The sequence below is a fragment of the Devosia neptuniae genome (genome assembly GCF_025452235.1).
GTDB lineage: Bacteria > Pseudomonadota > Alphaproteobacteria > Rhizobiales > Devosiaceae > Devosia.
The window spans coordinates 2,233,995-2,256,274 of the sequence record NZ_CP104965.1 but is presented as its reverse complement, the minus strand read 5'-3'; the positions used below and the strand labels follow the sequence as shown (position 1 = coordinate 2,256,274).

Annotated in this window: 23 protein-coding genes; 9 read left to right on the top strand and 14 right to left on the bottom strand. The window is 61.8% G+C overall.

Annotation, left to right across the window (positions count from 1 at the left end; translation table 11 throughout):
• Positions 1-18: 18 nt before the first annotated feature.
• The 8 genes from N8A98_RS13835 (at position 19) to N8A98_RS13800 (ending at position 7,426) form a co-directional block, all read left to right on the top strand.
• Positions 19-183, top strand: a complete 165-nt coding sequence (locus tag N8A98_RS13835) for a DUF1328 domain-containing protein (protein ID WP_035102914.1) — start codon at positions 19-21, stop codon at positions 181-183.
• An 89-nt stretch (positions 184-272) separates the two neighbouring features.
• The gene (locus N8A98_RS13830; protein WP_162740184.1) at positions 273-1,241 is read left to right on the top strand and encodes a sensor histidine kinase; all 969 of its coding nucleotides are present in this window, start codon (positions 273-275) and stop codon (positions 1,239-1,241) included.
• Positions 1,242-1,382: 141 nt separating this feature from the next.
• On the top strand, positions 1,383-2,180 hold the full coding sequence (locus N8A98_RS13825; protein WP_262166150.1) for an ABC transporter ATP-binding protein: 798 nt from the start codon (positions 1,383-1,385) through the stop codon (positions 2,178-2,180).
• 43 nt (positions 2,181-2,223) lie between these two features.
• Positions 2,224-2,976 carry a transporter substrate-binding domain-containing protein gene (locus N8A98_RS13820; protein ID WP_262166149.1) on the top strand — a complete coding sequence of 251 codons (753 nt, stop codon included), beginning with the start codon at positions 2,224-2,226 and terminating at the stop codon, positions 2,974-2,976.
• A 115-nt stretch (positions 2,977-3,091) separates the two neighbouring features.
• Positions 3,092-3,901: an ABC transporter permease subunit gene (locus N8A98_RS13815; RefSeq protein ID WP_262166147.1), complete on the top strand. Its 810-nt coding sequence runs from the start codon at positions 3,092-3,094 to the stop codon at positions 3,899-3,901.
• Complete coding sequence (locus N8A98_RS13810) at positions 3,898-4,635, top strand: ABC transporter permease (protein WP_262166146.1); 738 nt, start codon at positions 3,898-3,900, stop codon at positions 4,633-4,635. Before N8A98_RS13815 ends, N8A98_RS13810 begins: the two co-directional genes overlap by 4 nt.
• Positions 4,636-4,639: 4 nt before the next feature.
• Positions 4,640-5,779: a succinylglutamate desuccinylase/aspartoacylase family protein gene (locus N8A98_RS13805; protein ID WP_262166144.1), complete on the top strand. Its 1,140-nt coding sequence runs from the start codon at positions 4,640-4,642 to the stop codon at positions 5,777-5,779.
• A gap of 282 nt (positions 5,780-6,061) precedes the next feature.
• Positions 6,062-7,426, top strand: a complete 1,365-nt coding sequence (locus tag N8A98_RS13800; RefSeq protein ID WP_262166142.1) for an aminotransferase class I/II-fold pyridoxal phosphate-dependent enzyme — start codon at positions 6,062-6,064, stop codon at positions 7,424-7,426.
• A gap of 109 nt (positions 7,427-7,535) precedes the next feature.
• Here N8A98_RS13800 and N8A98_RS13795 read toward each other — a convergent pair whose 3' ends face one another.
• The 4 genes from N8A98_RS13795 to N8A98_RS13780 all read right to left on the bottom strand — a co-directional run bounded on the left by N8A98_RS13795 (position 7,536) and on the right by N8A98_RS13780 (position 10,902).
• The gene (locus N8A98_RS13795; RefSeq protein WP_262166140.1) at positions 7,536-7,931 is read right to left on the bottom strand and encodes a response regulator; all 396 of its coding nucleotides are present in this window, start codon (positions 7,929-7,931) and stop codon (positions 7,536-7,538) included.
• A gap of 14 nt (positions 7,932-7,945) precedes the next feature.
• Positions 7,946-9,814 carry an ATP-binding protein gene (locus N8A98_RS13790; protein ID WP_262166138.1) on the bottom strand — a complete coding sequence of 623 codons (1,869 nt, stop codon included), beginning with the start codon at positions 9,812-9,814 and terminating at the stop codon, positions 7,946-7,948.
• A 129-nt stretch (positions 9,815-9,943) separates the two neighbouring features.
• The gene (locus N8A98_RS13785; protein ID WP_262166137.1) at positions 9,944-10,291 is read right to left on the bottom strand and encodes a DUF4326 domain-containing protein; all 348 of its coding nucleotides are present in this window, start codon (positions 10,289-10,291) and stop codon (positions 9,944-9,946) included.
• Positions 10,288-10,902, bottom strand: a complete 615-nt coding sequence (locus N8A98_RS13780; RefSeq protein WP_262166135.1) for a trimeric intracellular cation channel family protein — start codon at positions 10,900-10,902, stop codon at positions 10,288-10,290. Before N8A98_RS13780 ends, N8A98_RS13785 begins: the two co-directional genes overlap by 4 nt.
• Positions 10,903-10,988: 86 nt before the next feature.
• On the opposite strand from N8A98_RS13780, the gene N8A98_RS13775 reads away from it, so the two are divergent.
• Positions 10,989-11,708, top strand: coding sequence for a hypothetical protein (locus N8A98_RS13775; RefSeq protein WP_262166133.1), 720 nt, complete (start codon positions 10,989-10,991; stop codon positions 11,706-11,708).
• Positions 11,709-11,792: 84 nt separating this feature from the next.
• Here the strand turns inward: N8A98_RS13775 and N8A98_RS13770 are convergent, their stop codons facing one another.
• From N8A98_RS13770 to N8A98_RS13725, 10 genes are all read right to left on the bottom strand, one after another.
• A complete protein-coding gene (locus tag N8A98_RS13770) occupies positions 11,793-12,128 on the bottom strand; it encodes a cupin domain-containing protein (protein WP_262166132.1) in 336 nt (111 codons plus the stop codon).
• A 10-nt stretch (positions 12,129-12,138) separates the two neighbouring features.
• Positions 12,139-12,891 carry a 2-dehydro-3-deoxy-D-gluconate 5-dehydrogenase KduD gene (gene kduD / locus N8A98_RS13765; protein ID WP_262166131.1) on the bottom strand — a complete coding sequence of 251 codons (753 nt, stop codon included), beginning with the start codon at positions 12,889-12,891 and terminating at the stop codon, positions 12,139-12,141.
• 170 nt (positions 12,892-13,061) lie between these two features.
• Positions 13,062-14,471 (bottom strand): dihydrolipoyl dehydrogenase, encoded by a 1,410-nt coding sequence (gene lpdA, locus N8A98_RS13760; RefSeq protein ID WP_262166129.1) that lies wholly within the window; start codon positions 14,469-14,471, stop codon positions 13,062-13,064.
• A 27-nt stretch (positions 14,472-14,498) separates the two neighbouring features.
• The gene (locus N8A98_RS13755) at positions 14,499-15,131 is read right to left on the bottom strand and encodes a LysE family transporter (protein WP_262166127.1); all 633 of its coding nucleotides are present in this window, start codon (positions 15,129-15,131) and stop codon (positions 14,499-14,501) included.
• A gap of 94 nt (positions 15,132-15,225) precedes the next feature.
• On the bottom strand, positions 15,226-15,675 hold the full coding sequence (locus tag N8A98_RS13750) for a hypothetical protein (protein ID WP_262166125.1): 450 nt from the start codon (positions 15,673-15,675) through the stop codon (positions 15,226-15,228).
• Between the two features lie 158 nt (positions 15,676-15,833).
• Complete coding sequence (gene odhB / locus N8A98_RS13745) at positions 15,834-17,096, bottom strand: 2-oxoglutarate dehydrogenase complex dihydrolipoyllysine-residue succinyltransferase (RefSeq protein ID WP_262166123.1); 1,263 nt, start codon at positions 17,094-17,096, stop codon at positions 15,834-15,836.
• A 12-nt stretch (positions 17,097-17,108) separates the two neighbouring features.
• A complete protein-coding gene (locus N8A98_RS13740; protein ID WP_113121423.1) occupies positions 17,109-20,111 on the bottom strand; it encodes a 2-oxoglutarate dehydrogenase E1 component in 3,003 nt (1,000 codons plus the stop codon).
• A 356-nt stretch (positions 20,112-20,467) separates the two neighbouring features.
• Positions 20,468-21,376: a succinate--CoA ligase subunit alpha gene (gene sucD / locus N8A98_RS13735; protein ID WP_262166120.1), complete on the bottom strand. Its 909-nt coding sequence runs from the start codon at positions 21,374-21,376 to the stop codon at positions 20,468-20,470.
• A gap of 8 nt (positions 21,377-21,384) precedes the next feature.
• A complete protein-coding gene (locus N8A98_RS13730) occupies positions 21,385-21,762 on the bottom strand; it encodes a cupin domain-containing protein (RefSeq protein ID WP_262166118.1) in 378 nt (125 codons plus the stop codon).
• Positions 21,759-22,277: a hypothetical protein gene (locus N8A98_RS13725; RefSeq protein WP_262166117.1), complete on the bottom strand. Its 519-nt coding sequence runs from the start codon at positions 22,275-22,277 to the stop codon at positions 21,759-21,761. Before N8A98_RS13725 ends, N8A98_RS13730 begins: the two co-directional genes overlap by 4 nt.
• Positions 22,278-22,280: the final 3 nt, after the last annotated feature.

Here is a 22,280-nt window from a genome sequence, read left to right as displayed (position 1 = left end):
AATCAGAGGAGAGTTCTCATGCTCTACTATGCCCTTGTCTTCTTCGTCATCGCCTTGATTGCCGGCGTTCTCGGCTTTGGCGGCATTGCTGGCGCCTCGGCCGGTATCGCCCAGATTCTGTTCTTCCTGTTCCTGGCCTTCCTCGTTATCTCGCTCGTTATCGGCTTGATCCGCCGGGTCTAGCCATGACGACCGATACGCTGAACCCAAAGGCGGCTCCGCTCCGGCGCAGCCGCCTTTTGCATCCCGCCGACCATGCAAGGACCATCCCTATGTCTTCGGCATCAACCGAGCGTCAGCTGCAAATGTGGGTGCGCGCGCTTTCGGCCGGGTTGAACGGTCGCGGCATCAGCGTGCTGCACCAGCGCCGCGATCATACCTATGACCTCGCCGAGAACCTGCCCGAAGAGTGGACCGGCCGCGATGTAGTCGGATACCGGGAGGCCGATTTTCTGGCCCTCCCGCTTGCCCGCCAGATCATCACCGCCTTTGATGCCTGCCTCAGCTCCGGCCAATCCCAGCGTGTCGGGTTCGAACTGTCCGATCCGATCCGCCGCAAGCAGTTTCAAGCGCAGTTATTGCCCGACGCCGATGGCGTCACCACCATCGTGACCGACGTCACCGAAGAACGCGGCCGGGAAGCTGCGGTCAACGAATTGCTGCGCGAAGTCAGCCACCGCTCCAAGAACCTCCTGGCCATCGTGCAGTCGGTCGCCATGCAGACCGCCCGGCACAGCACCAGCATCCAGCAATTTCTCGACCGTTTCCGCGGGCGCCTGCATGCCCTGTCCAGCACGCAGGATCTGGTCACCGAAAGCAATTGGCGCGGCACACATCTGCAATCGCTGGTCACGTCCCAACTCGCCCGTATCGGCCCCCTGGCCTTGGGCAAGACCCGCATGACCGGTGAAAACCCCGTGCTCGGCCCCAACGCCGCGCTGCACATTGGCCTGGCTATTCACGAACTTGCCGCCAATGCCGCGCTGCACGGCGCCCTCGCCCATATCGGCGCCGGCCATATCTGGATCGATGCCAAGCTGTCGCCCGACGACCGCCAATTGGTCATCGAATGGCAGGAAACCGGCATCGAGCATGCCAAGGGCCGCGAGCCGGCTCGCTTCGGCACCATGGTGCTCGAACATGTCGTGCCGCTATCGGTGGGCGGGGAAGCGCTCTTCACCGTCGATGCCGACCACGTCTCCTACCGTCTCAGCGTTCCCACCGATCAATTCGCCGTCTGATCCGCGCACAATTGTGCGTCCTTGCGCATTTCGCTTGCCATCTGCCGCACTTCTGCTTTTGTTGCAGGCGGTCAAGACTGCCCGCCTCATAATAAGGCAGTCACCAGTCAGGAAACCCGCCCAAGCGGGCAACAGGTGAGCATGGCACAATCGAAGCCCGCAGGGGCTGAGAAGTGGCCGGTCGTGGCCATTCACGATCTGCACAAGTCTTTCGGCGACCTTGAAGTTCTCAAGGGCATATCCTTCACCGCCCGCGAAGGCGAAGTCGTCTCGCTGATCGGCTCGTCCGGCTCCGGTAAATCCACGCTCCTGCGCTGCATCAACATGCTCGAAGTGCCCGACCAAGGCAGTGTCGCCATCGATGGCGAGGAAATCGAGCTGCGCGGCAGTGGCAAGCGCCGCCATATCGGCAATGAAGACCAGATCCGCCGCATCCGCTCCGAGCTTGGCATGGTGTTCCAGTCGTTCAATCTCTGGGCCCATATGACGATCCTCGAGAACGTCATGGAGGCGCCCCTGATCGTGCAGCGCCGCGCCCGCGCCGAAGTCGAAGCCGAGGCGCTGGCCATGCTGGACAAGGTCGGGATCGGCGCCAAGGCATCGAACTATCCGAGCCAGCTTTCGGGCGGCCAGCAGCAGCGCGCCGCCATCGCCCGGGCGCTATGCATCAATCCCCGCGTCATGCTGTTTGACGAACCCACTTCCGCGCTCGATCCCGAGCTGGAGGTGGAAGTGTTGCGCGTCATCAAGCTTCTGGCTGATGAGGGCCGCACCATGGTGCTGGTGACCCATGACATGGAATTTGCCCGCTCGGTTTCCGACCGGGTGATCTTTCTGCATCAGGGGCTGATCGAAGAGGAGGGCACGCCCGACCAGGTATTCGGCGCCACCAAATCGGCCCGCCTCAGACAATTCCTCAATGCCGCCAGCCACGCCTGAGCCATTGCGACGCCATAACAATATTCAACGGAGAGACGTGAAGATGAAGAAGATTATCCTTGCCGCTGCGGCAATCCTGTCGCTGGCCTCGGCAAGCCAGGCCCAGGAAACCGTCCGCATCGCCACCGAGGGCGCCTATGCCCCGTGGAATTTCCTCGATGATGCCGGAAAGCCCGCCGGCTTTGAAATCGAGCTGGGCAATGCCATCTGTGAAAAGGCCGCCCTTACCTGCGAATTCATCATCAATGACTGGGATTCCATCATCCCCAACCTGCTCGCAGGCAACTACGATGTGATCATGGCCGGCATGTCGATCACCGACGAGCGGCTGGAAACCATCGATTTCACCCAGAACTATTTCCCGCCCGATCCGTCCAAATTCGTCGCCACCGCTGGCGAAGCCATCGATCCGTCCGCCCTTGAGGGCAAGCGCGTCGGCGTGCAGGGCGGCACCATCCAGGCCGCCTATGCCCAGGAAAACCTGGCCGGCAACAATACCGTCGTGTCCTTCGGTACAGCCGACCAGGCCATGGCCGACCTTGCCGCCGGCAATCTCGACACCATCCTGGCTGACGCCGCCTATCTCGAACCCGTCGTCACCGCCTCGGGCGGCACGCTCGAATTCGTTGGCGAGGACATCCTGATTGGCGACGGCGTGGGCGCCGGTGTGCGCAAGGACGAAGCCGAGCTCAAGGGCAAGTTCGATACCGCCATCACCGCCCTCAAGGCTGACGGTACCCTCGACACCCTGATCGCCAAGTGGTTCGAAGGCCGCGGGCCTTATTTCTCCGAGTAAGCCGAGCTAACCTTTCCATCTTTCCCTCCCCGTCACGGGGAGGGAAAACCAATTTCGAGATCGTGATCAACCGCATGCCAAATTCAATTCCTGATCCGATCCAAGCGGCCACTCCATGACCGACGACATCGCCTACTGGTTCTCCTACCTGACCAATGGCAAGCATCTCACCTGGTATGCGAGCTTCCAATTCACCATTTTCGCTGCGCTCGCCGGCGGCACGCTCGCCGTGGTGTTCGGGCTGATCGGCGCCACGCTCAAGAATTCGCGCTTCTTTCCGCTGCGGCTGATCGGCACCATCTATTCTTCCATCGTGCGCGGCGTGCCCGATGTGCTGTTCTTCCTGTTCTTCCCACTCGCCTTCGAGCAGGCCGTCGAATGGGTCGCCGCCACCCAGGTCTGCTCGCCGGAGGCAATTGCCGCCCAGACTGCCGCCTGGCCACCTTGCAAGGAAGCCAATTGGTTTCTCGGCACGCCCGAATATCTTATCCTGGCCTCCGTCTCGCTGGGCTTGGTCTACGGCGCCTTCGCTACCAATGTCATTCACGGCGCACTGCGCTCGGTGCCGAATGGCCAGCTCGAAGCCGCCCGCGCCTATGGCATGTCGGCGGCTCAGGTTTTGTGGCGGGTCCATATCAGACAGATGTGGGTCTACGCCCTGCCCGGGCTCTCCAATGTGTGGATGCTGATCGTCAAGGCAACGTCCCTGCTTTCGCTGCTGCAGATCGCCGATATCGTGCTCTGGGCCGACCGGCTCGGCGCGCCCAATTTCCTGCCCACAGTGGGCCTGGTGCATGAGGATTGGCGCTGGCGCTATTATCTCGTGCTCTTCGTCTTCTATATCCTGGTGACCCTGATCTCCGAAAAAGCCTTCAACGCCATCATGCGTCGCGCCGGGCGCGGCATCTTGAGCGAGGCCCAATGATGGAGCGCTTTATCCAGGAACTGGCCCTCTTCGCCCCCGCGGTGTTGTTCAACATCTACTTTGCCGCCGCCTCGATCCCCATCGGCTTCGTGTTGGCCATCGGGCTGGCGCTGGGCAAGGCATCGTCCAACCCATGGCTGTCGCGCCCCAGCCGCGCCTTTGTCTATGCCTTTCGCGGCTCCCCGCTCTTCATCCAGTTCTTCATGTTCTATTCGCTGGCGCTCTCGTTCAATGTCAGCCTGTGGAAGCCCTGGGGCGTGTCCTGGTTCGTGCTGCATCCGCTGTTCATCGGCCCGCTGGTGTTGACGCTGAACACCGCCGCTTATACCGCCGAAATCTTCCATGGCGCCTTGCGTGCCGTGCCCCGCGGCGAGGTCGAGGCCGCCCGCGCCTATGGCATGTCCGGGGCCCAGCAATTCCGCCAGGTGATCTGGCCCAATCTCATCCGGCTGGCCTGGCCCGCCTATACCAATGAAGTGGTTTTCCTGTTCCACGCCACGGCCATCGTCTATTTTGCCCTGCCGGTCATCGGCCTGCAAAAGGACCTGATGATCACCGCCAAGGAATTGTTCGAGCGCGACTATAATGCGTTCCTGCATTTTTCGGTCGCCGCCCTCTATTTCCTCGCCGTCTCGCTGGTGGTTTTCTTCCTGTTCGGGCTGGTCTACCAAAGGTTGATGCGACACATGCCGGCACCGCCGCGCATGCGCTTCCAGCCAAAATGGATCCGCTGAGCCCATGACTTTGCAACTGCACGAGACGGCCTTTTCCGGCGACACGCCGGGCACCTCCACCAATCTCTATTGGTACACGGCCGGGCCCGAAACCGCCCAAACCAAGGTGCATCTGCAGGCCGCCCTCCATGCCGACGAGCAGCCCGGCACCATGGCGCTGCATCATCTGCTGCCCATGCTGGCCGAAGCCGATGCGGCGAACCAGCTCAAGGCGCGCTTCCTCATCTTCCCCTCGGTCAATCCGCTGGGCCTCGCCAATCGCTCGCTGCGCCACCATATCGGCCGCTACGACATCGAAACCGGCGTCAATTACAACCGCCGCTGGCCCGACCTCTATCCGCTGATTGCCAATGCCATCGCGGGCAAGCTCGGCACTGACCCCAAGGCCAATATCGCCACCATCCGCGCCGCCGTCGGCTCTTGGATCGCAGCGCAGACACCGGGCTCGGCCGCCCAGCAATTGCGCCTCTTCGTGCTCAAATCCGCCCATGACGCCGATATCGTGCTCGATTTGCATTGCGACGACGATAGCCTGATGCACATCTTCACCTCGCCCGAGCTGATGCCGGGCCTGCAGGATCTGGCCGATTGGATGGGCGTCGCCGCCACTCTCACCGCCGAAGACAGCGGCGGCGGCTCGTTCGACGAAGTGCTGCCCTCGCTCTATCGCAAGGCGCGCCTCGCCAATCCCGGTTTTCCCATTCCCAATGGCGCCGAAACCGCAACGCTCGAATACCGCGGCCGCGCCGACAGTTTCGACGCGCTGGGCAAGGTCGATGCCGAGGGCCTGTTCGGCTTCTTCGCCAGCCGTGGCCTCATCGCCGCCGATGTCGAAGCCCCGCCCTCAGCGCCTCGGCCCACGCCGTTCGAAGCCACCGAAGTGCTGCGCACCGACGCGCCGGGCCTGCTCGCCTATCACGTCGCACTGGGCGACCGCGTCACGAACGGCCAGCCTGTCGCCGATCTGATCGCCATGGACGGACCGCAGGCCTTCCTCGCCCGCCGCCCCATCCTGGCCGGCACCGATGGTTTCGTGCTGTCGCGCGCCAGCGCCAAATATGTCGCCCGTGGCGCTGCAATCGCCAAGATCGTCGGCAGCGAAATACTGCCCACCCGGGCCGGCGGCTATCTCCTCGAAGACTAGCACCCGCCAAACAGACGGTTTCCGTCCGTTCACGAAATAGCGAAGAACCGACCCCGCCATTTGCAGAGCGCAAGTGAGCGGGCGCTTTGGCGCGCGTTAACCTTACTAAAAATCTCTCTGACAGGCTCTATGCAAAGTTAACAAAACATTGCATTTTAAACAAAGGTTAAAGAATTGTTAAAAAGCTGCCCTGCACTCGACCAGAGGTGGTGGCGGAGGTTTTTCAAGCGCCCTCCGTAGTTTCGCCAGAGTAAGGCCTGTAAGTCAGATTAGGAGAGCGTCATGGAGAGTAAGTATAAATCCGCGCCAGAGGCAGCTTTGAAGGGCAGCCTGCGAGATTTTCGTGCCCCCGCCGGACCCGGCCTCATCAGCCGCGTAGCCGGTTTTTACGAGTGGCAGAACCTGCGCCGCCAGCATGAATTATGGCCCTATGCCCGCTCGACCTCCACTGCCCCCAAGGCCCGCTGCGAAGCCCGCAGCGATATCGGGCAGAAATTCTCGGGCATCAACTTCGCCAGCCAGGATTATCTCAGCCTCTCCTCCCACCCGGCCGTAAAGCAGGCGGCCATCGAGGCCATCGGCGAATATGGCGTCCATAGCGCCGGCTCGGCGGCTCTTTTGGGGAACACCACCAATTCGCTCCGCCTGGAGCGCGCTCTGTCCGATTTCATCGGCGGTCGCGAAATCGTGCTCTATCCCACCGGTTGGGCCGCCGGCTATGGCTCGGTGCAGGGCTTTGTGCGCGCCAATGACCATGTGGTCATGGATATCCTGGCCCATTCGTGCCTGCAGGAAGGCGCCAAGGCCGCGACGCAGAACGTGCACCATCACGGCCACCTCAATCTGCAGGCGCTGGAGCGCAAGCTGTCCCGCATCCGCGCCACCGACACCAAAAACGGCATCATGGTGGTGACGGAGAGCCTGTTCTCCATGCACTCCGACACGCCGGATCTGGGCGCCATGCGCGCGCTCTGCGACAAATACGACGCCACCCTGCTGGTCGATTGCGCACATGACATGGGCTCGATGGGCGAAGACGGGCTGGGCCATCTGGGCCTGCAGAACATGCTCGACGCCGCCGACATTATCATCGGCAGCTTCTCCAAGACCTTCGGCTCCAATGGCGGCTTCATTGCCGTCCGCGACAAGGCGACCGCCGAATACCTCAAATATTACAGCGCCACCCACACCTTCTCCAACGCTCTCTCGCCGGTGCAGGCGGCCACCATCCTGGCCGCGCTCAATATCGTGACCTCCGGCGAAGGCCGCGCTCTGCGCCGCAAGCTGATGGATAATATCCTCTATCTGCGTCAGGAAATGACCGCTGCCGGCCTCGAAGTGCTGGGCAATCCTTCGCCTATCGTGCCGGTCAGCCTGGGTCTGGAGAGCGTGGGCCGCTTTGCCTCGCGCCACCTGATGGCCATGGGCGGCATTGCCAACCTCGTCGAATACCCCGCCGTGCCCCAGGGCGGCGCCCGCTTCCGCTTCCAGGTCATGGCTGCCCATACCCACGAGGACATCGACCAGGTGGTGGAAATCCTCGCCCAGGCCATGCATGACGCGGACATGGAATACCGGCTCGGCCACGAAGCTCCGCACCGTGTCAGCGAGCGGATGGAAGAAGCCAGCAGCATTCCCGCAGAATAACCGGTTCCAACGCGAGCCCCGATCGATGTCCCTCCCCTTGTGGGGAGGGATTTAGGGGATGAGAGCCACCCGAGGCCCCGTAATAGAGGCTACCGGGAGGCAGGTCAGCCTATCCCTCGACAAACGCCGCTGCCGGGGTTTTCGGTCCCAGCACGGCCTGCATCTTGCTCAATAGACGCGGCAGGTCCACCGGCTTGGTGTCGAAATCGATGCAGCCGGCGGCCAGTGCCTTGACGCGATCGGTTTCGAACGCGCTCGCCGTCAGCGCAATGATCGGCACCGCCGCTGTTTCGGGATTGGCGCGGATGCGGCGGGTGGCTTCGCAGCCATCCATCTCGCCCAGGCCCATATCCATCAGGATTACATCGGGCAGCAATTCGAGCGCGGCGGCGATGCCGCTGGGGCCGTCCTCGGCAAAGCGGATGGCGTAACCCCGCCGCTCCAGCCGCCGACCCAGCACGTCGCGATTGATGGGATTATCCTCAACGATCAGCACCAGTGCCATCAGCGCTCTCCCGCTTATTCGTTGACCGCCCGCGGCGGCCGCGCCCCACGCGCCGCCTTGAGGCTGGCAATGGCCGTCCGGACCTTGTCGCCATCCAGCGGCTTGAGCAGAATGCCATCGGCCCCCGCCGCCAGCGCCTTGCTGCGCTCGGACAGGATCGAAATCATCAGCACCGGAATATCGCGCGTGATGGGATCGGCCTTGAGCGCCGCCAGCACGTCCCAGCCATCAAAGCCCGGCATCAGGATGTCGAGGAAGATCGCCGAGGGCTTGACCGTGCGGGCAATCTGCAGCGCCGATTGCGGCGCATCGGTGCAGATGGGCGTCACCCCTTCCTTGGCGAACAGGCGCTCGGCGACTTCGAGGAAATTGCGATCATCGTCGATGATCAGCAGGCGCTGCCGCTCGCTGCTGCCGGTGCCCGAAATACGATCGTTGAAATCCTGCACATGCTCGCCATGCAGCGGCACAATGGCGCCGCGGACATTGGCCAGCGGATCATGCGCCGCTTCCTCGCTTTGCGCCGGCAGGCGAATGGTAAAGCACGAGCCCTTGCCCAACTCGCTCTCGACATCGATCTGCCCGCCCATCAGCCGGCACAAATTCTGGCTCAGCGACAGCCCCAGCCCCGTACCGCCATAGACCGCGGCAATCTTGGGATTGGCCTGGGCAAAATTGTTGAACAGCGCCTTCTGCTGCTGTGCCGAGATACCGATCCCCGTGTCGGCCACTGCGATCTCGATCCATTCCTGCCCAGCCTCGGGGCGGCGCAGGATGGAGAGCGTGATGCTGCCATTATGGGTGAACTTGGCGGCATTGGAGAGCAGGTTGAAAATCGCCTGCCGCAGCTTGGTCGCGTCGCACCGTATCGTGCCCAACTCGCCATGGCGCTCAACCACAAAACTATTGGCATTCTTGATCGCCAGCGGCCTTGCGGTGGATTCCACCTCGTTGATCAGCAGATCCAGATCGACCGTCTCGACATGCAGGGACATCTTGCCGGCCTCGATCTTGGAAATATCGAGGATGTCATTGACCATGGCCAGCAGGTGCTTGCCCGCCGCGCTGATCTTCTGCAGGTCGGCAATCTGCTCGCCCCGTCCGTCAAGCTCGGCATCCTCGAGCAGGATTTCCGAATAGCCGAGCACCGCATTGAGCGGGGTGCGCAGCTCGTGGCTCATCTTGGCGAGGAATTCCGATTTGGCGCCATTGGCCCGCTCGGCCTCGTCCTTGGCCAGGGTCAGGGCCTTGAGCGTTTCCTGGTGGCGCTCGACTTCGCGGATCAATTCGGACTGGCTATCCACCACGCTCGAATAATAGGCCGCCATCATGAACACGTAGATATTGCAGCCCAGCGCCGACAGCACGCCGGCCACCACCATGTTCTCGACGGGGATATGGCTGGGAAAATCCCCTAGAAGATAGAAAATATAAAGCGCCCCAAGGCCCAGCGTGAACTGCGCAAACACGAAGATGCGCGCCGTCCAGCTCGCGCCCAGATACATGAAAGCGAGCAGCGGCGTCAGCACCAGCCAGACTAGGAAGGGCGAACTGGTGCCGCCGTAATTATAGGTGCCCCACAGGATACAGAAGGTCAGGTTCAGCACCGAGAGCATGGCCAATTGCGTATAGGCGCGTGGAAAGAGCTTCAGCAGCGCCAGGAATGGCCAGAAAGCATAGATCGACGCCGCCAAGACCAGCACATGCGGCATGGGCGTCGGGTCGGCGAACCACAGGAATAGCGGGATCGGCGTGGCGATAATCGGCCCGAACATGTGGCTCATGACGAACATCTGCACGCGTTTGCGCGTATGCAGGTCGCGCTGCAATTCCTGCGGCGTGAACCATGCCATCGTTCGCTGGAACAGAGCCAATGGATCCATGGTAGTGCCTCGAGCCGGCCGATGCCGAAGGCCGACAGTGATCTTAACACTTTGACAAGTGGTAAATCATGCCGCGGTCAGATGCAGTATTTAGGACAAAATCGGCAATAATCGTCGAAAATAGTCCGGTCAGCCGTTCGCCAGCGCGATTAGCGTATCAGCGTGGCAGGGCGTTCCCGCCTTGCACCAGCAGGCCAGGTTCCGCCCCGCCAGTGCGCCGCGGATCTCGGCAAGAGCTGGCGGCGTCTGCTCTGTCACCAGTTCTCCGCGTATCCAGCGTCCATAGCGTGCTATCGCTTCGGCCTGTGCCTTGACCCGATCAACGCCCAGCTCCGTGGCAACATCGTCAATAGTGAACGGATTGCCCCACCGGCCCGGCCGCGCCACGGACTGGGCCGGCAGTCCATTCAATGCATGCGAGACAGCCTGCAGGTCGAACCCCGCCCGCCGCGACAGGACGATGCGTTGCGGCTTCATCGCAAATCCTTGTCATAGACGAATTTGGGCATTTCCCATTTCCAGATCAGCGCCACGACGCGTAAGGCAAACCCAACAGCAATCGCCACCAGCATCACCAGATCCTGCTGCAAGTTGGCCTGAAGCCCAAAATAATAGATCACGCCGGTGACGATGGACACGGTCGCATAGAGTTCGCTCGAAAACACCAGCGGCACGTCATTGCACAGCACATCGCGCAATATGCCGCCGACAATCCCGGTGACCATGCCCGCGACGATGACGATCAGCGGGTGCTGGCCCATCTCGATGGCCACATTGCACCCGACGATAGTGAACACCACCAGCCCCAGTGCATCGAGCAGCAGGAAGGGCCAACGCAAGCGGTCCACCACCCGCGCCATGGCAATGGTCAGCAAAGCCGCCCCGCAGACCAGCAGCAGCACATAGGGATTGTGCACCCAATAGAGCGGGTAATGCCCCAGCAGGATATCGCGCGCCGTGCCGCCGCCCAATGCGGTGACGCAGGCCAATAGGCAAACGCCGAACCAATCCATCTTGCGCCGCCCAGCGGCGAGCGCCGCGGTCATCGCCTCGGCGGTAATGGCGATAAAGAACATCGCTTCAAGCATTGGATCGTCCTAGTGGCGTCGAAACCGGGTTGTCGCCCCGACGTTACCTCAAGACAATGCCGCATGCATCAACCGGAGGCAGAGCCATGCGCCAGCCCAAATCCGTCAGAGGTCTCGAAGACTTCGGCCGCATCCGCCTGTCGGAGAGTTTTTTCATGCGCGATTTCCTCTATTCGGAAATCGCCGCCATCAATGGTTTTCAGAACATTCCATCAGACCCCGACCTCGCCATCGCCGCCGGCAAGGTGTTGTGCGAAACCCTGCTCGAACCGCTGCAAGCCCGCTTCGGCCGCATTTCGGTGCGTTCGTCCTATCGCTCGCCCGAGGTCAATGGCTTCGGCAATGCCAACAAGCTCAATTGCGGTAGCAATGACAGCAACTATGCCGGCCATATCTGGGACCGCCGCGACGCCCAGGGCCGCATGGGCGCCACGGCTTGCGTCGTGGTCAACCGCTTCATCCCCTATTACCAGCGCACCGGCGATTGGGAGGCCATGGCCTGGTGGGTGCATGACCACCTGCCCTATTCCGACATGGAATTCTTCCCCAAATACGCCGCCTTCAACCTGCAATGGCGCGAGGAACCGATCCGGGGGATCTATAGCTTCATCCCACCACGGCGCGGCCGGCTGACCGAACCGGGCTGGGAAGCACGAGCAGGCTTATGCAGCGATGCTGGTGGAGATTGGGTAGAGCACCAGCGCTTTCCCGCACTCGGTGTCACCCCGGCGCAGGCCGGGGCCCATCTCGAGATGGCGCCGTTTGCCGCAAGGTCGCGGGTTGCGCATCCATCTGACGGCGCATGAATAAATCTCAGGATGGGCCCCGGCCTGCGCCGGGGTGACACTGAGTTTGGAATACGGCCCTGTGCCCCCAACCAGTTAGCAACGCTACAGAAAATCCTGCCGCATCGGGGTAAAGACGTCGATCAGGCGCCCCTCGGTCAGTGCTACCACACCGTGCTCGACGCCGCTAGGGACGATGAAGCTGCCGCCCTGCTCGACCACTTCGGTCTTGCCGCCAATGGTCACCTCGAACCGCCCCTCGGCGACATAGCTTACCTGGATGTGCGGGTGCGAATGCAGCGCGCCCACTGCACCCTGCTCAAAGCCGAACTCCACCTGCATCAGCTCGGGCGTGTGGATCAACACGCGGCGCCGATTGCCCGGCGCCAGTTCGGTCCAGTCCGTCGCCCCCGGCTGCGCAAAAACTGCCTGTCTGCTCATCGTTCTCTCCTCATCGTGCGAGCCACCCGCCATCCACCGGGATGACGGCGCCATGCATATATTTGGACGCCCGCGACAGCAGGAACACTGCCGCATCGCCAATGTCGGATGGCTCGCCCCAGCGCCCCGCCGGAATACGGCCCAGGATCGAGGCCGAACGATCGGGATCGGCCCGCAGTGCCTCGGTATTGTTGGTTTCGATATAGCCCGGCGCGATGGCGTTGACGTTGATGCCCTTGGCCGCCCATTCATTGGCGAGGAGCCTGGTAATGCCCAGCACACCGCTCTTGGAAGCGGTGTAACTCGCCACCCGTATGCCGCCCTGAAAGCTCAGCATCGAGGCGATATTGACCACGCTGCCATGGCCCCGCTCCAGCGCCTTGCGCCCGAAGGATTGGCTGAGGAAGAACATCGTCTTGAGATTGATGTCCATCACGCTGTCCCAATCCGCCTCGGTGAAGTCCACCGCATCGACCCGTTTGATGATGCCCGCATTGTTGACCAGCCCGTCGATCGGCCCGTGCTCGGCCCAGGTGGTCTCAAACATGGCCTGCGCCGCCTTAGCCGAGCCCAGATCGGCCGCGACGCCGACAAAGCCGTCACCCACTAGTTGCGCCGTTTCGGCCATGGACGAGCGCCCTACGCCGATTACTTGGCCACCGGCCCGTCCGATCGACACCGCAATGCCTTGCCCGATGCCGGTATTCGCGCCGGTCACCATGATCGTCTTGCCTGCAAGGCTGAACGCCGACAGATCGCTCATCGCCGCGCCTCGACCGTCAGCGAAATATCGTAATCGGTGCTCACGCGATCCTCCAAACGCAACGGAACCTCCGCCCTTCTACCTTGCATCAATCTGGTATGGAAGAACGCAGCGGGCAAAAAAGAACCCCGACAGGTGCCGGGGTTCTGAAACGACCAGCTTTTTGCCAATCAGATATGAATGGCGCCATCGCCCAGCGACAGGGCCGCTTCGCGCACGGCTTCCGACAGGGTCGGATGGGCATGCGTGCTCCGGGCCAGGTCTTCGGAGGAACCGGAGAATTCCATCAGCACGACCAGTTCGTGGATCATCTCGCCGGCATTCTTGCCCACGATATGGGCGCCCAGCACCCGATCGGTATTGACGTCGGATAGGATCTTCACAAAGCCCTGCGTCGCCAGCATCGCCTTGGCGCGGCCATTGGCGGTGAAGGGGAATTTACCGATCTTGTATTCGACGCCATCCGCCTTGAGCTCGTCTTCGGTTTTGCCGACCGAGGCGATCTCGGGATTGGTATAAACCACGGCGGGGATCGCCGCATAGTTCACATGACCGGCCTGACCGCTGAGGATTTCGGCCACCGCAATGCCCTCATCCTCGGCCTTGTGCGCCAGCATCGGGCCGGCGATGACGTCGCCAATGGCGTAGATGCCATCGACCGAGCTCTTGTAATGCCCGTCAACGCGGACACGGCCGCGCTCGTCCAGCGCCACGCCCACAATGTCCAGCCCCAGCCCTTCGGTATAGGGCTTGCGGCCGATGGCGACCAACGCCACATCGGCGTCGAGGATTTCCATATCGCCGCCCTTGGCCGGCTCGACCCGCACCTTGAGCGAGCCGTCATCCTGCTTGTCGATGCCGGCAACCTTGCTCGAGAGCTTGAAATCCATGCCCTGCTTTTGCAGCATGCGCTGGAACTGGCGGGCCACTTCGCTATCCATGCCGGGCAGAATACGGTCGAGATATTCGACGACGGTCACCTTGGCACCCAGCCGCGCCCAGACCGAGCCCAGCTCGAGCCCGATCACGCCCGCGCCGATCACCAGCAGCCTGTTCGGCACCTTGTCCAGGGTCAGTGCGCCGGTGGAGCTGACGATCTGCTTCTCGTCGATCTCGATACCCGGCAGGTTAGCCGATACCGAACCGGTGGCGATAACTATATTCTTGGTCTCGACAGTCTGGGCAGAACCCGACTGCGGCGTGACCAGAACCTTGCCCGGCGCGGCAATGGTGCCGGTGCCGCGGAACACGGTTATCTTGTTCTTTTTAAAGAGATAATCCACCCCGCCCACATTGGCGGCGACGGTTTCGATGCGATGATTCATCATCTGCGGCAGGTTCAGCACCGGGGCGGGGATATCTATGCCCAGCGCCTTGAAACTGTGGCCGGCTTCCTCGAACAATTCGGAGGCATGCAGCAGCGCCTTGGACGGGATACACCCGATATTGAGACAGGTGCCGCCCAGGGTCGGCCATTTTTCCACCACGGCAACCTTCATCCCCAGCTGCGCTGCGCGGATAGCGGCGACATAGCCGCCCGGGCCCGAGCCGATGATGGTGAGGTCGAAGATGTCTGCCATTCTGATGCCCCGATTACAAAGAGGTGCCTAGTGTTGCTGTGCGATCGCCACGCGAACCGCCAGCAGGATGAATGTAATGCCGGTTACCCGATTAAACCACCGGCCGAACCGGAAAAAGCCTTGCCGTACAGAAGGTGTCGTAAAGAAAACCGAGACCAATGCGAACCAGGCAAAAAGCATAAGGCTCATCGCCAGCACGTAGATAACTTTGACGTCCATATGGGTATGGGCGGAAACCAGGCTGGTGAACAGCGCCAGGAAGAACAGCACGGCCTTGGGATTGAGCAGGTTGGTCAGAAAGCCCAGGGCGAAAGCCGCCAGATCGCCGCGCCTGGCGCCGGTCAGATCACCGGGCTCGGGCGCTTTTGGTGGCGGGCTACGTAGCGCTGATATCGCCAGGTAAACCAGGTATGCCGCGCCCAACCATTTGAGAATATTGAACAATAGCAGCGATTGCCCGACGATCACACCAACCCCGAGCAGCGTATAGCTGCCATGAACCAGGATCGAGGTGGCAATGCCAGCTGAAGTGAAGAGCGCTGCGCGGCGGTCATGGGCGATGGATTGGCGCAGCACCATGGCGAAATCGGCGCCGGGGATGACCGCATTGATGCCGAAGGCCAGCATCAGGCCGGCAAATTCAAGCCAGGGAAAGTCCATCACGGGCACCGCCGAGTCATTGTGCCACAGCAGTTACACCAGCCTGCTCCGCCGGGCAACGCGTGTGCTCGGCATTGCCCCTTGCCGGAATGGGCTATTGGGCCGCAATGTCTTGAGCGCGCTTGAGAATTCCGGACAATTGCTTGTCGATATCGAGCGCCCCGCTATCCACCCGCTCGAGGAAGGAGCGGCAGAAGGCGTCCTTGTCTTCGGCCTGGTTGAAGGCGCTCATGATCTGGGTGCCGCCATAGGTTTCGGCGGCTTCGATCTGGCCGGGGCTGGCGCCGCCCAGCTTGTTGATCACCCGATCGGCCAGATCGAGGAAGCCGATATTGCGTAAGTACCAGTTATCATTGGCAGTTTTATAGGCGCTGTTGAGCCCGGTGGTTTCGTAGCAATGGGTGGTCATGGCCGAAACAATGGCCTTGGAGCCCTGGAAGGCCATCAGCTCGCCGACCAGTGCCGCGTCGGCATTCTCCTGCGCCCGGACAGCGGGGATAAGTGCGGCAAGACAAAAAATGGCCGGGAAAAACAGGGGACGCACCAGGCGGTCTACTCCGAAAAAATCTGAACAGCACACCGTGTCATCTGAGGCCTTGGCGTTAACAGACTGTTAGCACCGAGAACAACCTCGATCACGATAATGCCAACAAAAAGGGCCCGCCGAAGCGGACCCTTACTATCTGCATTTCAATAAGGCGATTAGAGGTCGAGCACCAGACGCTCGGGTGCCTCAAGGCTTTCCTTGACGCGCACGAGGAAGGTCACGGCTTCCTTGCCATCGACCACGCGGTGATCATAGGACAGCGCCAGATACATCATCGGGCGGATGACGACCTGGCCGCCAACGACAACCGGACGCTCCTGGATCTTGTGCATCCCCAGAATACCCGACTGGGGGGCATTGAGGATAGGTGTCGACATCAGCGAGCCGTAGACGCCACCATTGGAGATGGTGAAGGTGCCGCCCTGCATGTCTGCCATCGAGAGCTGACCATCGCGAGCCTTCTTGCCCAGATTGCCGATTTCCTTCTCGATCTCGGCGATGCTCATCTGGTCGGCATTGCGCACCACCGGCACGACCAGACCCTTGTCGGTGCCGACGGCGACGCCGATATGGGCGTAGTTCTTGTAGATCAGGTCATCGCCATCGATCTCGGCATTGACCGCCGGGATTTCCTTGAGCGCATGCACGACGGCCTTGGTGAAGAAGCCCATGAAGCCCAGCTTGACGCCATGCTTCTTCTCGAACAGCTCCTTGTAGGAATTGCGCAGGTCCATCACCGGCTTCATGTCCACCTCGTTGAAGGTGGTGAGCATGGCGGCAGTGTTCTGTGCATCCTTGAGACGGCGCGCAATGGTCTGGCGCAGGCGGGTCATCTTGATCCGCTCTTCCTTGGCCGCATCGTCAGCTGCAACCGGGGCGCGGGGCGCAGCCGGAGCCTTGGCTTCGACAGCCTTGGCCGCAGGCGCAGCAGCAGGCTTGGCGATGGCAGCCAGCACGTCTTCCTTGAGCACCTGGCCGCGCTTGCCCGAACCATCGATCTCGGAGCCGTTGAGGCCCTTCTCGTTGATCAGCTTCTGCGCGGAGGGGGCGGGCGGCATGCTGGTCGCGACCGCAGGTTCCGGCTTGACCGGCTCGGGACCGGCCGCATTGGCGGCTGGCACTTCGGCCTTGGCTTCAGCGGGCTTGGCAGCCTCGGCCGGCTTGGGCGTAACAACCGCCCCGGCCCCACCGATGGCGCCCAGCAGCGCGCCCACATCCACCGTCTCGCCCGGCTGGGCGGAAATGGCTTCGAGCACGCCGGCAGCGGGCGCCGGCACTTCGATGGTGACCTTGTCGGTTTCCAGCTCGACCAATGGTTCGTCGGCGGCAACGCTGTCGCCAACCTGCTTGAACCACTGGCCGATCGTGGCCTCGGTCACGCTTTCGCCCAGGGTCGGTACGCGGATTTCTGTCGACATTATTGTGTCCTTTTAGCTGCCAAGGGCTTCGTCGAGGAAGGCCTGCAATTGGGCAAGATGGGTCCGCATCAGACCCGTAGCAGTGGAGGCGGAAGCCGGGCGACCGGTGTAGCGCACGCGCTGGCCGGTACGGCCCATCTGGTCGAACACCCATTCCACATAGGGCTGGATGAAGGCCCAGGCACCCATATTCTTGGGCTCTTCCTGGCACCAGATGATCTCGGCATTCTGGAAGCGGCTCAATTCGTCCAGCAGCGCCTTGGCCGGGAACGGATAGAGCTGTTCGATGCGCAGCAGATAGACATCGTCGATGCCCTTCTTCTCGCGATCTTCCAAGAGGTCATAATAGACCTTGCCGGTGCATAGCACGACGCGGCGGATCTGCTCGTCGCTCTTGAGCTTGATCGAGGTCTTGGGCGCGCCGGGGGCTTCCGCATCGTCCCAGAGCAGGCGATGGAAGCAGGAATCCGGACCCATTTCGACCAGGCCCGAGGTAGCACGCTTGTGGCGCAGCAAGCTCTTGGGCGTCATCAGGATCAGCGGCTTGCGGAAGTCGCGGGTCACCTGGCGGCGCAGGGCGTGGAAATAGTTCGCCGGCGTCGTGCAGTTGGCAACCTGCATATTGTCTTCCGCGCAGAGCTGCAGGAAGCGCTCGGGACGCGCGGAGGAATGCTCCGGCCCCTGCCCTTCATAGCCATGCGGCAACAGCATCACGAGGCCCGACATGCGGAACCACTTGCGCTCACCCGAGGAGATGAACTGGTCGATCACCACCTGCGCGCCGTTGACGAAGTCACCAAACTGGGCTTCCCAGATGGTCAGCGCCTTAGGCTCGGCCAGCGAGTAACCGTATTCAAAGCCCAGCACCGCTTCTTCCGAGAGCATCGAATTGATGACCTCGTAACGGCTCTGGTCTTCGGCCAGGTTATTGAGCGGAGTATAGGTCTTGTTGTCGACCTGCTGGTCGTTCAGCACCGAATGCCGTTGGCTGAACGTGCCGCGCTCGACATCCTGCCCCGACAGACGCACCGGATGCCCTTCGGTGACCAGCGTGCCGAGCGCCAGCGCTTCGGCCGTTGCCCAATCGATGCCTTCGCCCGATTCAATGGCGGCGAGCCGGTTGTCCATGAACTTCTTGACCGTGCGGTGCACGTTGAAGCCCTCGGGCACGCGGGTCAGCGCGGTGCCGATCTTGACCAGCCGGTCGATCTCGACGCCGGTATCGCCACGGCGCGGACCTTCCTGGTCGGCGGGGCGGAAATCCTTCCACACGCCATCGAGCCAGTCGGCCTTGTTGGGGCGATAATCCTGGCCGGCCTCGTATTCGGCGTCCAGCTTGGCGCGCCAATCGGCCTTGAGCTTGTCCACATCAGCCTGGGTCAGCAGGCCTTCGCCCACCAGCTTGGCCGCATAGATATCCAGCGTCGACTTATGCGCGCGGATCTTGGAATACATCAGCGGCTGGGTGAAGCTGGGCTCGTCGCCTTCGTTATGGCCGAAGCGGCGATAGCAGAACATGTCGATGACGACAGGCTTGGCAAACTTCTGCCGGTATTCGACAGCGATCTTGGCGGCAAAGACCACAGCTTCCGGGTCATCCCCGTTCACATGCAGCACCGGCGCCTCGATCATCTTGGCGACATCGGTCGGATAGGGCGAGGAGCGCGAATACATCGGCGCCGTCGTGAACCCGATCTGGTTGTTGATGACGAAGTGGATCGAGCCGCCCGTGCGATGGCCCTTGAGGCCGCTCAGCCCCAGGCATTCAGCAACCACGCCTTGGCCGGCAAAAGCCGCATCGCCATGGATCAGCAGCGGCAGCACCATCGAGCGGTCGGGCTTGCCGTCCGTCGCGATATTGATCAGCTTGCCATCGGGCGCGATATGCTGGTCCTGCTTGGCGCGGGCCTTGCCCAGCACCACCGGATCGACGATCTCGAGGTGAGACGGGTTGGCCGTCAGCGACAGGTGCACCTTGTTGCCGTCGAAGTCGCGGTCGGACGAGGCACCCAGATGGTACTTCACGTCGCCCGAACCCTCGACGTCGTCAGGGTAGAATGCACCACCCTTGAATTCGTGGAACAGCGCGCGATGGGGCTTCTGCAGCACCTGCGTCAGCACGTTGAGGCGACCGCGGTGGGCCATGCCCAACACGATGTCCTTGATGCCCAGCGCGCCGCCGCGCTTGATGATCTGCTCGAGCGCCGGGATCGTGGCTTCCGAACCATCAAGGCCGAAGCGCTTGGTGCCGGTATACTTGACGTCGATGAACTTCTCGAAGCCCTCGGCCTCGACCAGCTTGTTAAGGATGGCCTTCTTGCCCTCGGGCGTGAAGGTGATTTCCTTGTCCGGACCCTCGATGCGTTCCTGAATCCACTGCTTGGCTTCGGGATCGGAGATATGCATGAATTCGATGCCGAGCGTGCCGCAATAGGTGCGCTCCAGGATCGTCAGCATTTCGGGAATGGTGGCGTATTCCAGACCCAGATAATTGTCGATGAAGATCTTGCGGCCGTAATCGGCTTCGGTGAAGCCGTAGCTCTTGGGATCGAGCTCGGGCGCCGGCTCGTCTTCCTTCATCTTGAGCGGGTCGAGATCGGCATGCAGATGCCCGCGCATGCGATAGGCGCGGATCATCATGATAGCGCGGATGGAATCGCGGGTGGCCTGCAGCACATCGGCGACGCTTGCCTTGGCCACGCCCATGGCCTCAGCCTTTTTGGCGATGGCCTTTTCGGTCTTGATGGCGACTTCGCCCCAATTGCCGTCCAGCGCGCTGACCAGTTCGCCATTGGCGCTCTGCGGCCAGTCCTTGCGACCCCAGCTCGGGCCGTCGGCGCTCTTATGCGCGTCGCTGTCATTATCATCGAGCCGCCCGAAAAAGCTCTTCCAGGTCTCATCGACGCTGTCGGGGTCGCTCTTGAAGCGGGAATAGAGTTGTTCGATGTAGTCGGCGTTCCCACCATAGAGGAACGAGGTCAGCAAGAACGTGTCGTTCTTTTCCTGTCGTGTCATCGCTTTTTGTCGCGAGGCCCACGCCCCGCCATCCTTCTCAACGAACCGGCAAGCCGGTCTCAACGCGGTCCTCAATTTCGTGTCGGATACTGACCGCTTATCCTTAGTATCCTGTTAAGTGTAACGACCCCTGAGCAGGGCCGCGGCTCAATATTTCGTCATCCGAACCCAGCAACGGCTAGCACCATTCTGTGTCCGAAGCGCGACCGACATTGGTCGCATTCGTGGAGGGGATACCCCCTCCTAGCCTCCCCCTGATAGGGGGAGGGATTGCATCGGGGCTTCCCCCCATCGCAGCCACCCACCGGCCTGTCCCTCCCCCTATCAGGGGGAGGCTAGGAGGGGGTGCTCCGATGCTAGCCCTTCAGCACTTCAGCCAAGGTCCGGCCAATCCGGGCCGGCGACTTGCTGACGCGGATGCCGGCGGCTTCCATCGCCGCGATCTTGTCTTCGGCGCCGCCCTTACCGCCTGAAATTACGGCGCCAGCATGGCCCATGGTGCGACCGGCCGGTGCCGTCAGGCCCGCGATGAAGCCGGCCATCGGCTTCTTGCGGCCGCGCTTGGCCTCGTCGATCAGGAATTGGGCGGCGTCTTCCTCGGCCGAACCGCCGATTTCGCCGATCATGATGATCGACTTGGTCGCTTCGTCAGCCAGGAACATTTCGAGCATGTCGATGAACTCGGTGCCCTTGACCGGGTCGCCGCCGATGCCGACGGCGGTGGTCTGGCCAAGGCCTTCATTGGTGGTCTGGAACACTGCTTCATAAGTAAGCGTGCCTGAGCGCGAAACAATGCCCACGCTGCCCTTGGAGAAGATCGAACCGGGCATGATGCCGATCTTGCATTCTTCGGGCGTCAGCACGCCCGGGCAGTTCGGCCCGATCAGGCGTGACTTGGACTTGTCGAGCTTGGCCTTGACCCGCACCATGTCGAGCACCGGCACGCCTTCGGTGATGCACACGATCAGCGGGATTTCCGCGTCGATGGCTTCCTCGATGGCAGCAGCGGCGCCGGCCGGCGGCACATAGATCACCGAGGCATTGGCGCCGGTGCGTTCCTTGCCTTCGGCAACGGTGGCGAACACCGGCAGGCTGGCCGAGCCATCAATGCCCGAGGTCCAGATTTCGCCGGCCTTTTTGGGATTAACCCCACCCACCATCTTGGTGCCGTAATAGGCCAAAGCCTGCTCGGTGTGGAACGTGCCGGTCTTGCCGGTCAGGCCCTGTACGAGAACCTTGGTATCTTTATTGACCAGGATGGACATGGATTTTCCTATAGTCGGTTGAGTTCGGTGACAGTGCGCGTACTCGATGTCGCAGTGCCGGTGTTGATGGTGGTGGATGGCTCGACCATGAGCACGATCGGCTCATGGGTCAGCGCCCGCGGACGATGTTCGACGGCTTTGGGCACGACGAGGAATTCCCCCTCGCCCAATTCCACTACCCCGTCGCGGAAGTCGATGGCGATACGGCCTTGGAGCACGAGAAAACCCTCGTCCTCATTGGCATGGGCATGCCAGTCAAACACCTCGCCAAACTTGGCGATCTTGACCTGGCTGTCGTTGATATCGCCGGCAATATGGGGCTGCCAGACATGCTTGATCGTGTGGGTGGCGGCCTGCACCAGATTGATCTTGCGGGGTACGCTCATGGCACAACTGCGTCTGTCTGGGGCTTGATGACCGTCAGCTGGATGACGAAGCTGGTCTCGCTGTGATGGGCCAGCAGCAGGGTGTCGGGGTCGTCCGCGCCGGTAAAGCTGCCGAACATGCCGTCGTCATTCTTGGTCGTCATGCCGTCATAACGCTCGAGTGCGTCGATGGGCTCGATCTCGGCAACGGCATCCCCGGTCGGCTCGGAGACGTCGACCCGGCAATAGCCAAAAATCTTGCCGGGATAGCCCTCGACCAGCACGGTCATTTCGGCATAGCCAATGCCGGGCACATCCTTTTCGCCCGAATAGAACCGGACATAGGGACTTTCGCCGTCCTCTTCATAAATGGTCCAGCCCTGCTCTTCGGCGTTTTCGCGCGCCAGCACGTTATCGGTCGCGAAGGCCTCGCAGACTTCGAGGACCTGCACCGATTGGGGCACCTTGGTCTTGCCCTGGGCGACGGCGGGCGTCGCACAGGCCAAGAGGAGCAAAAGGGCGGGACACCAGCGCATGGC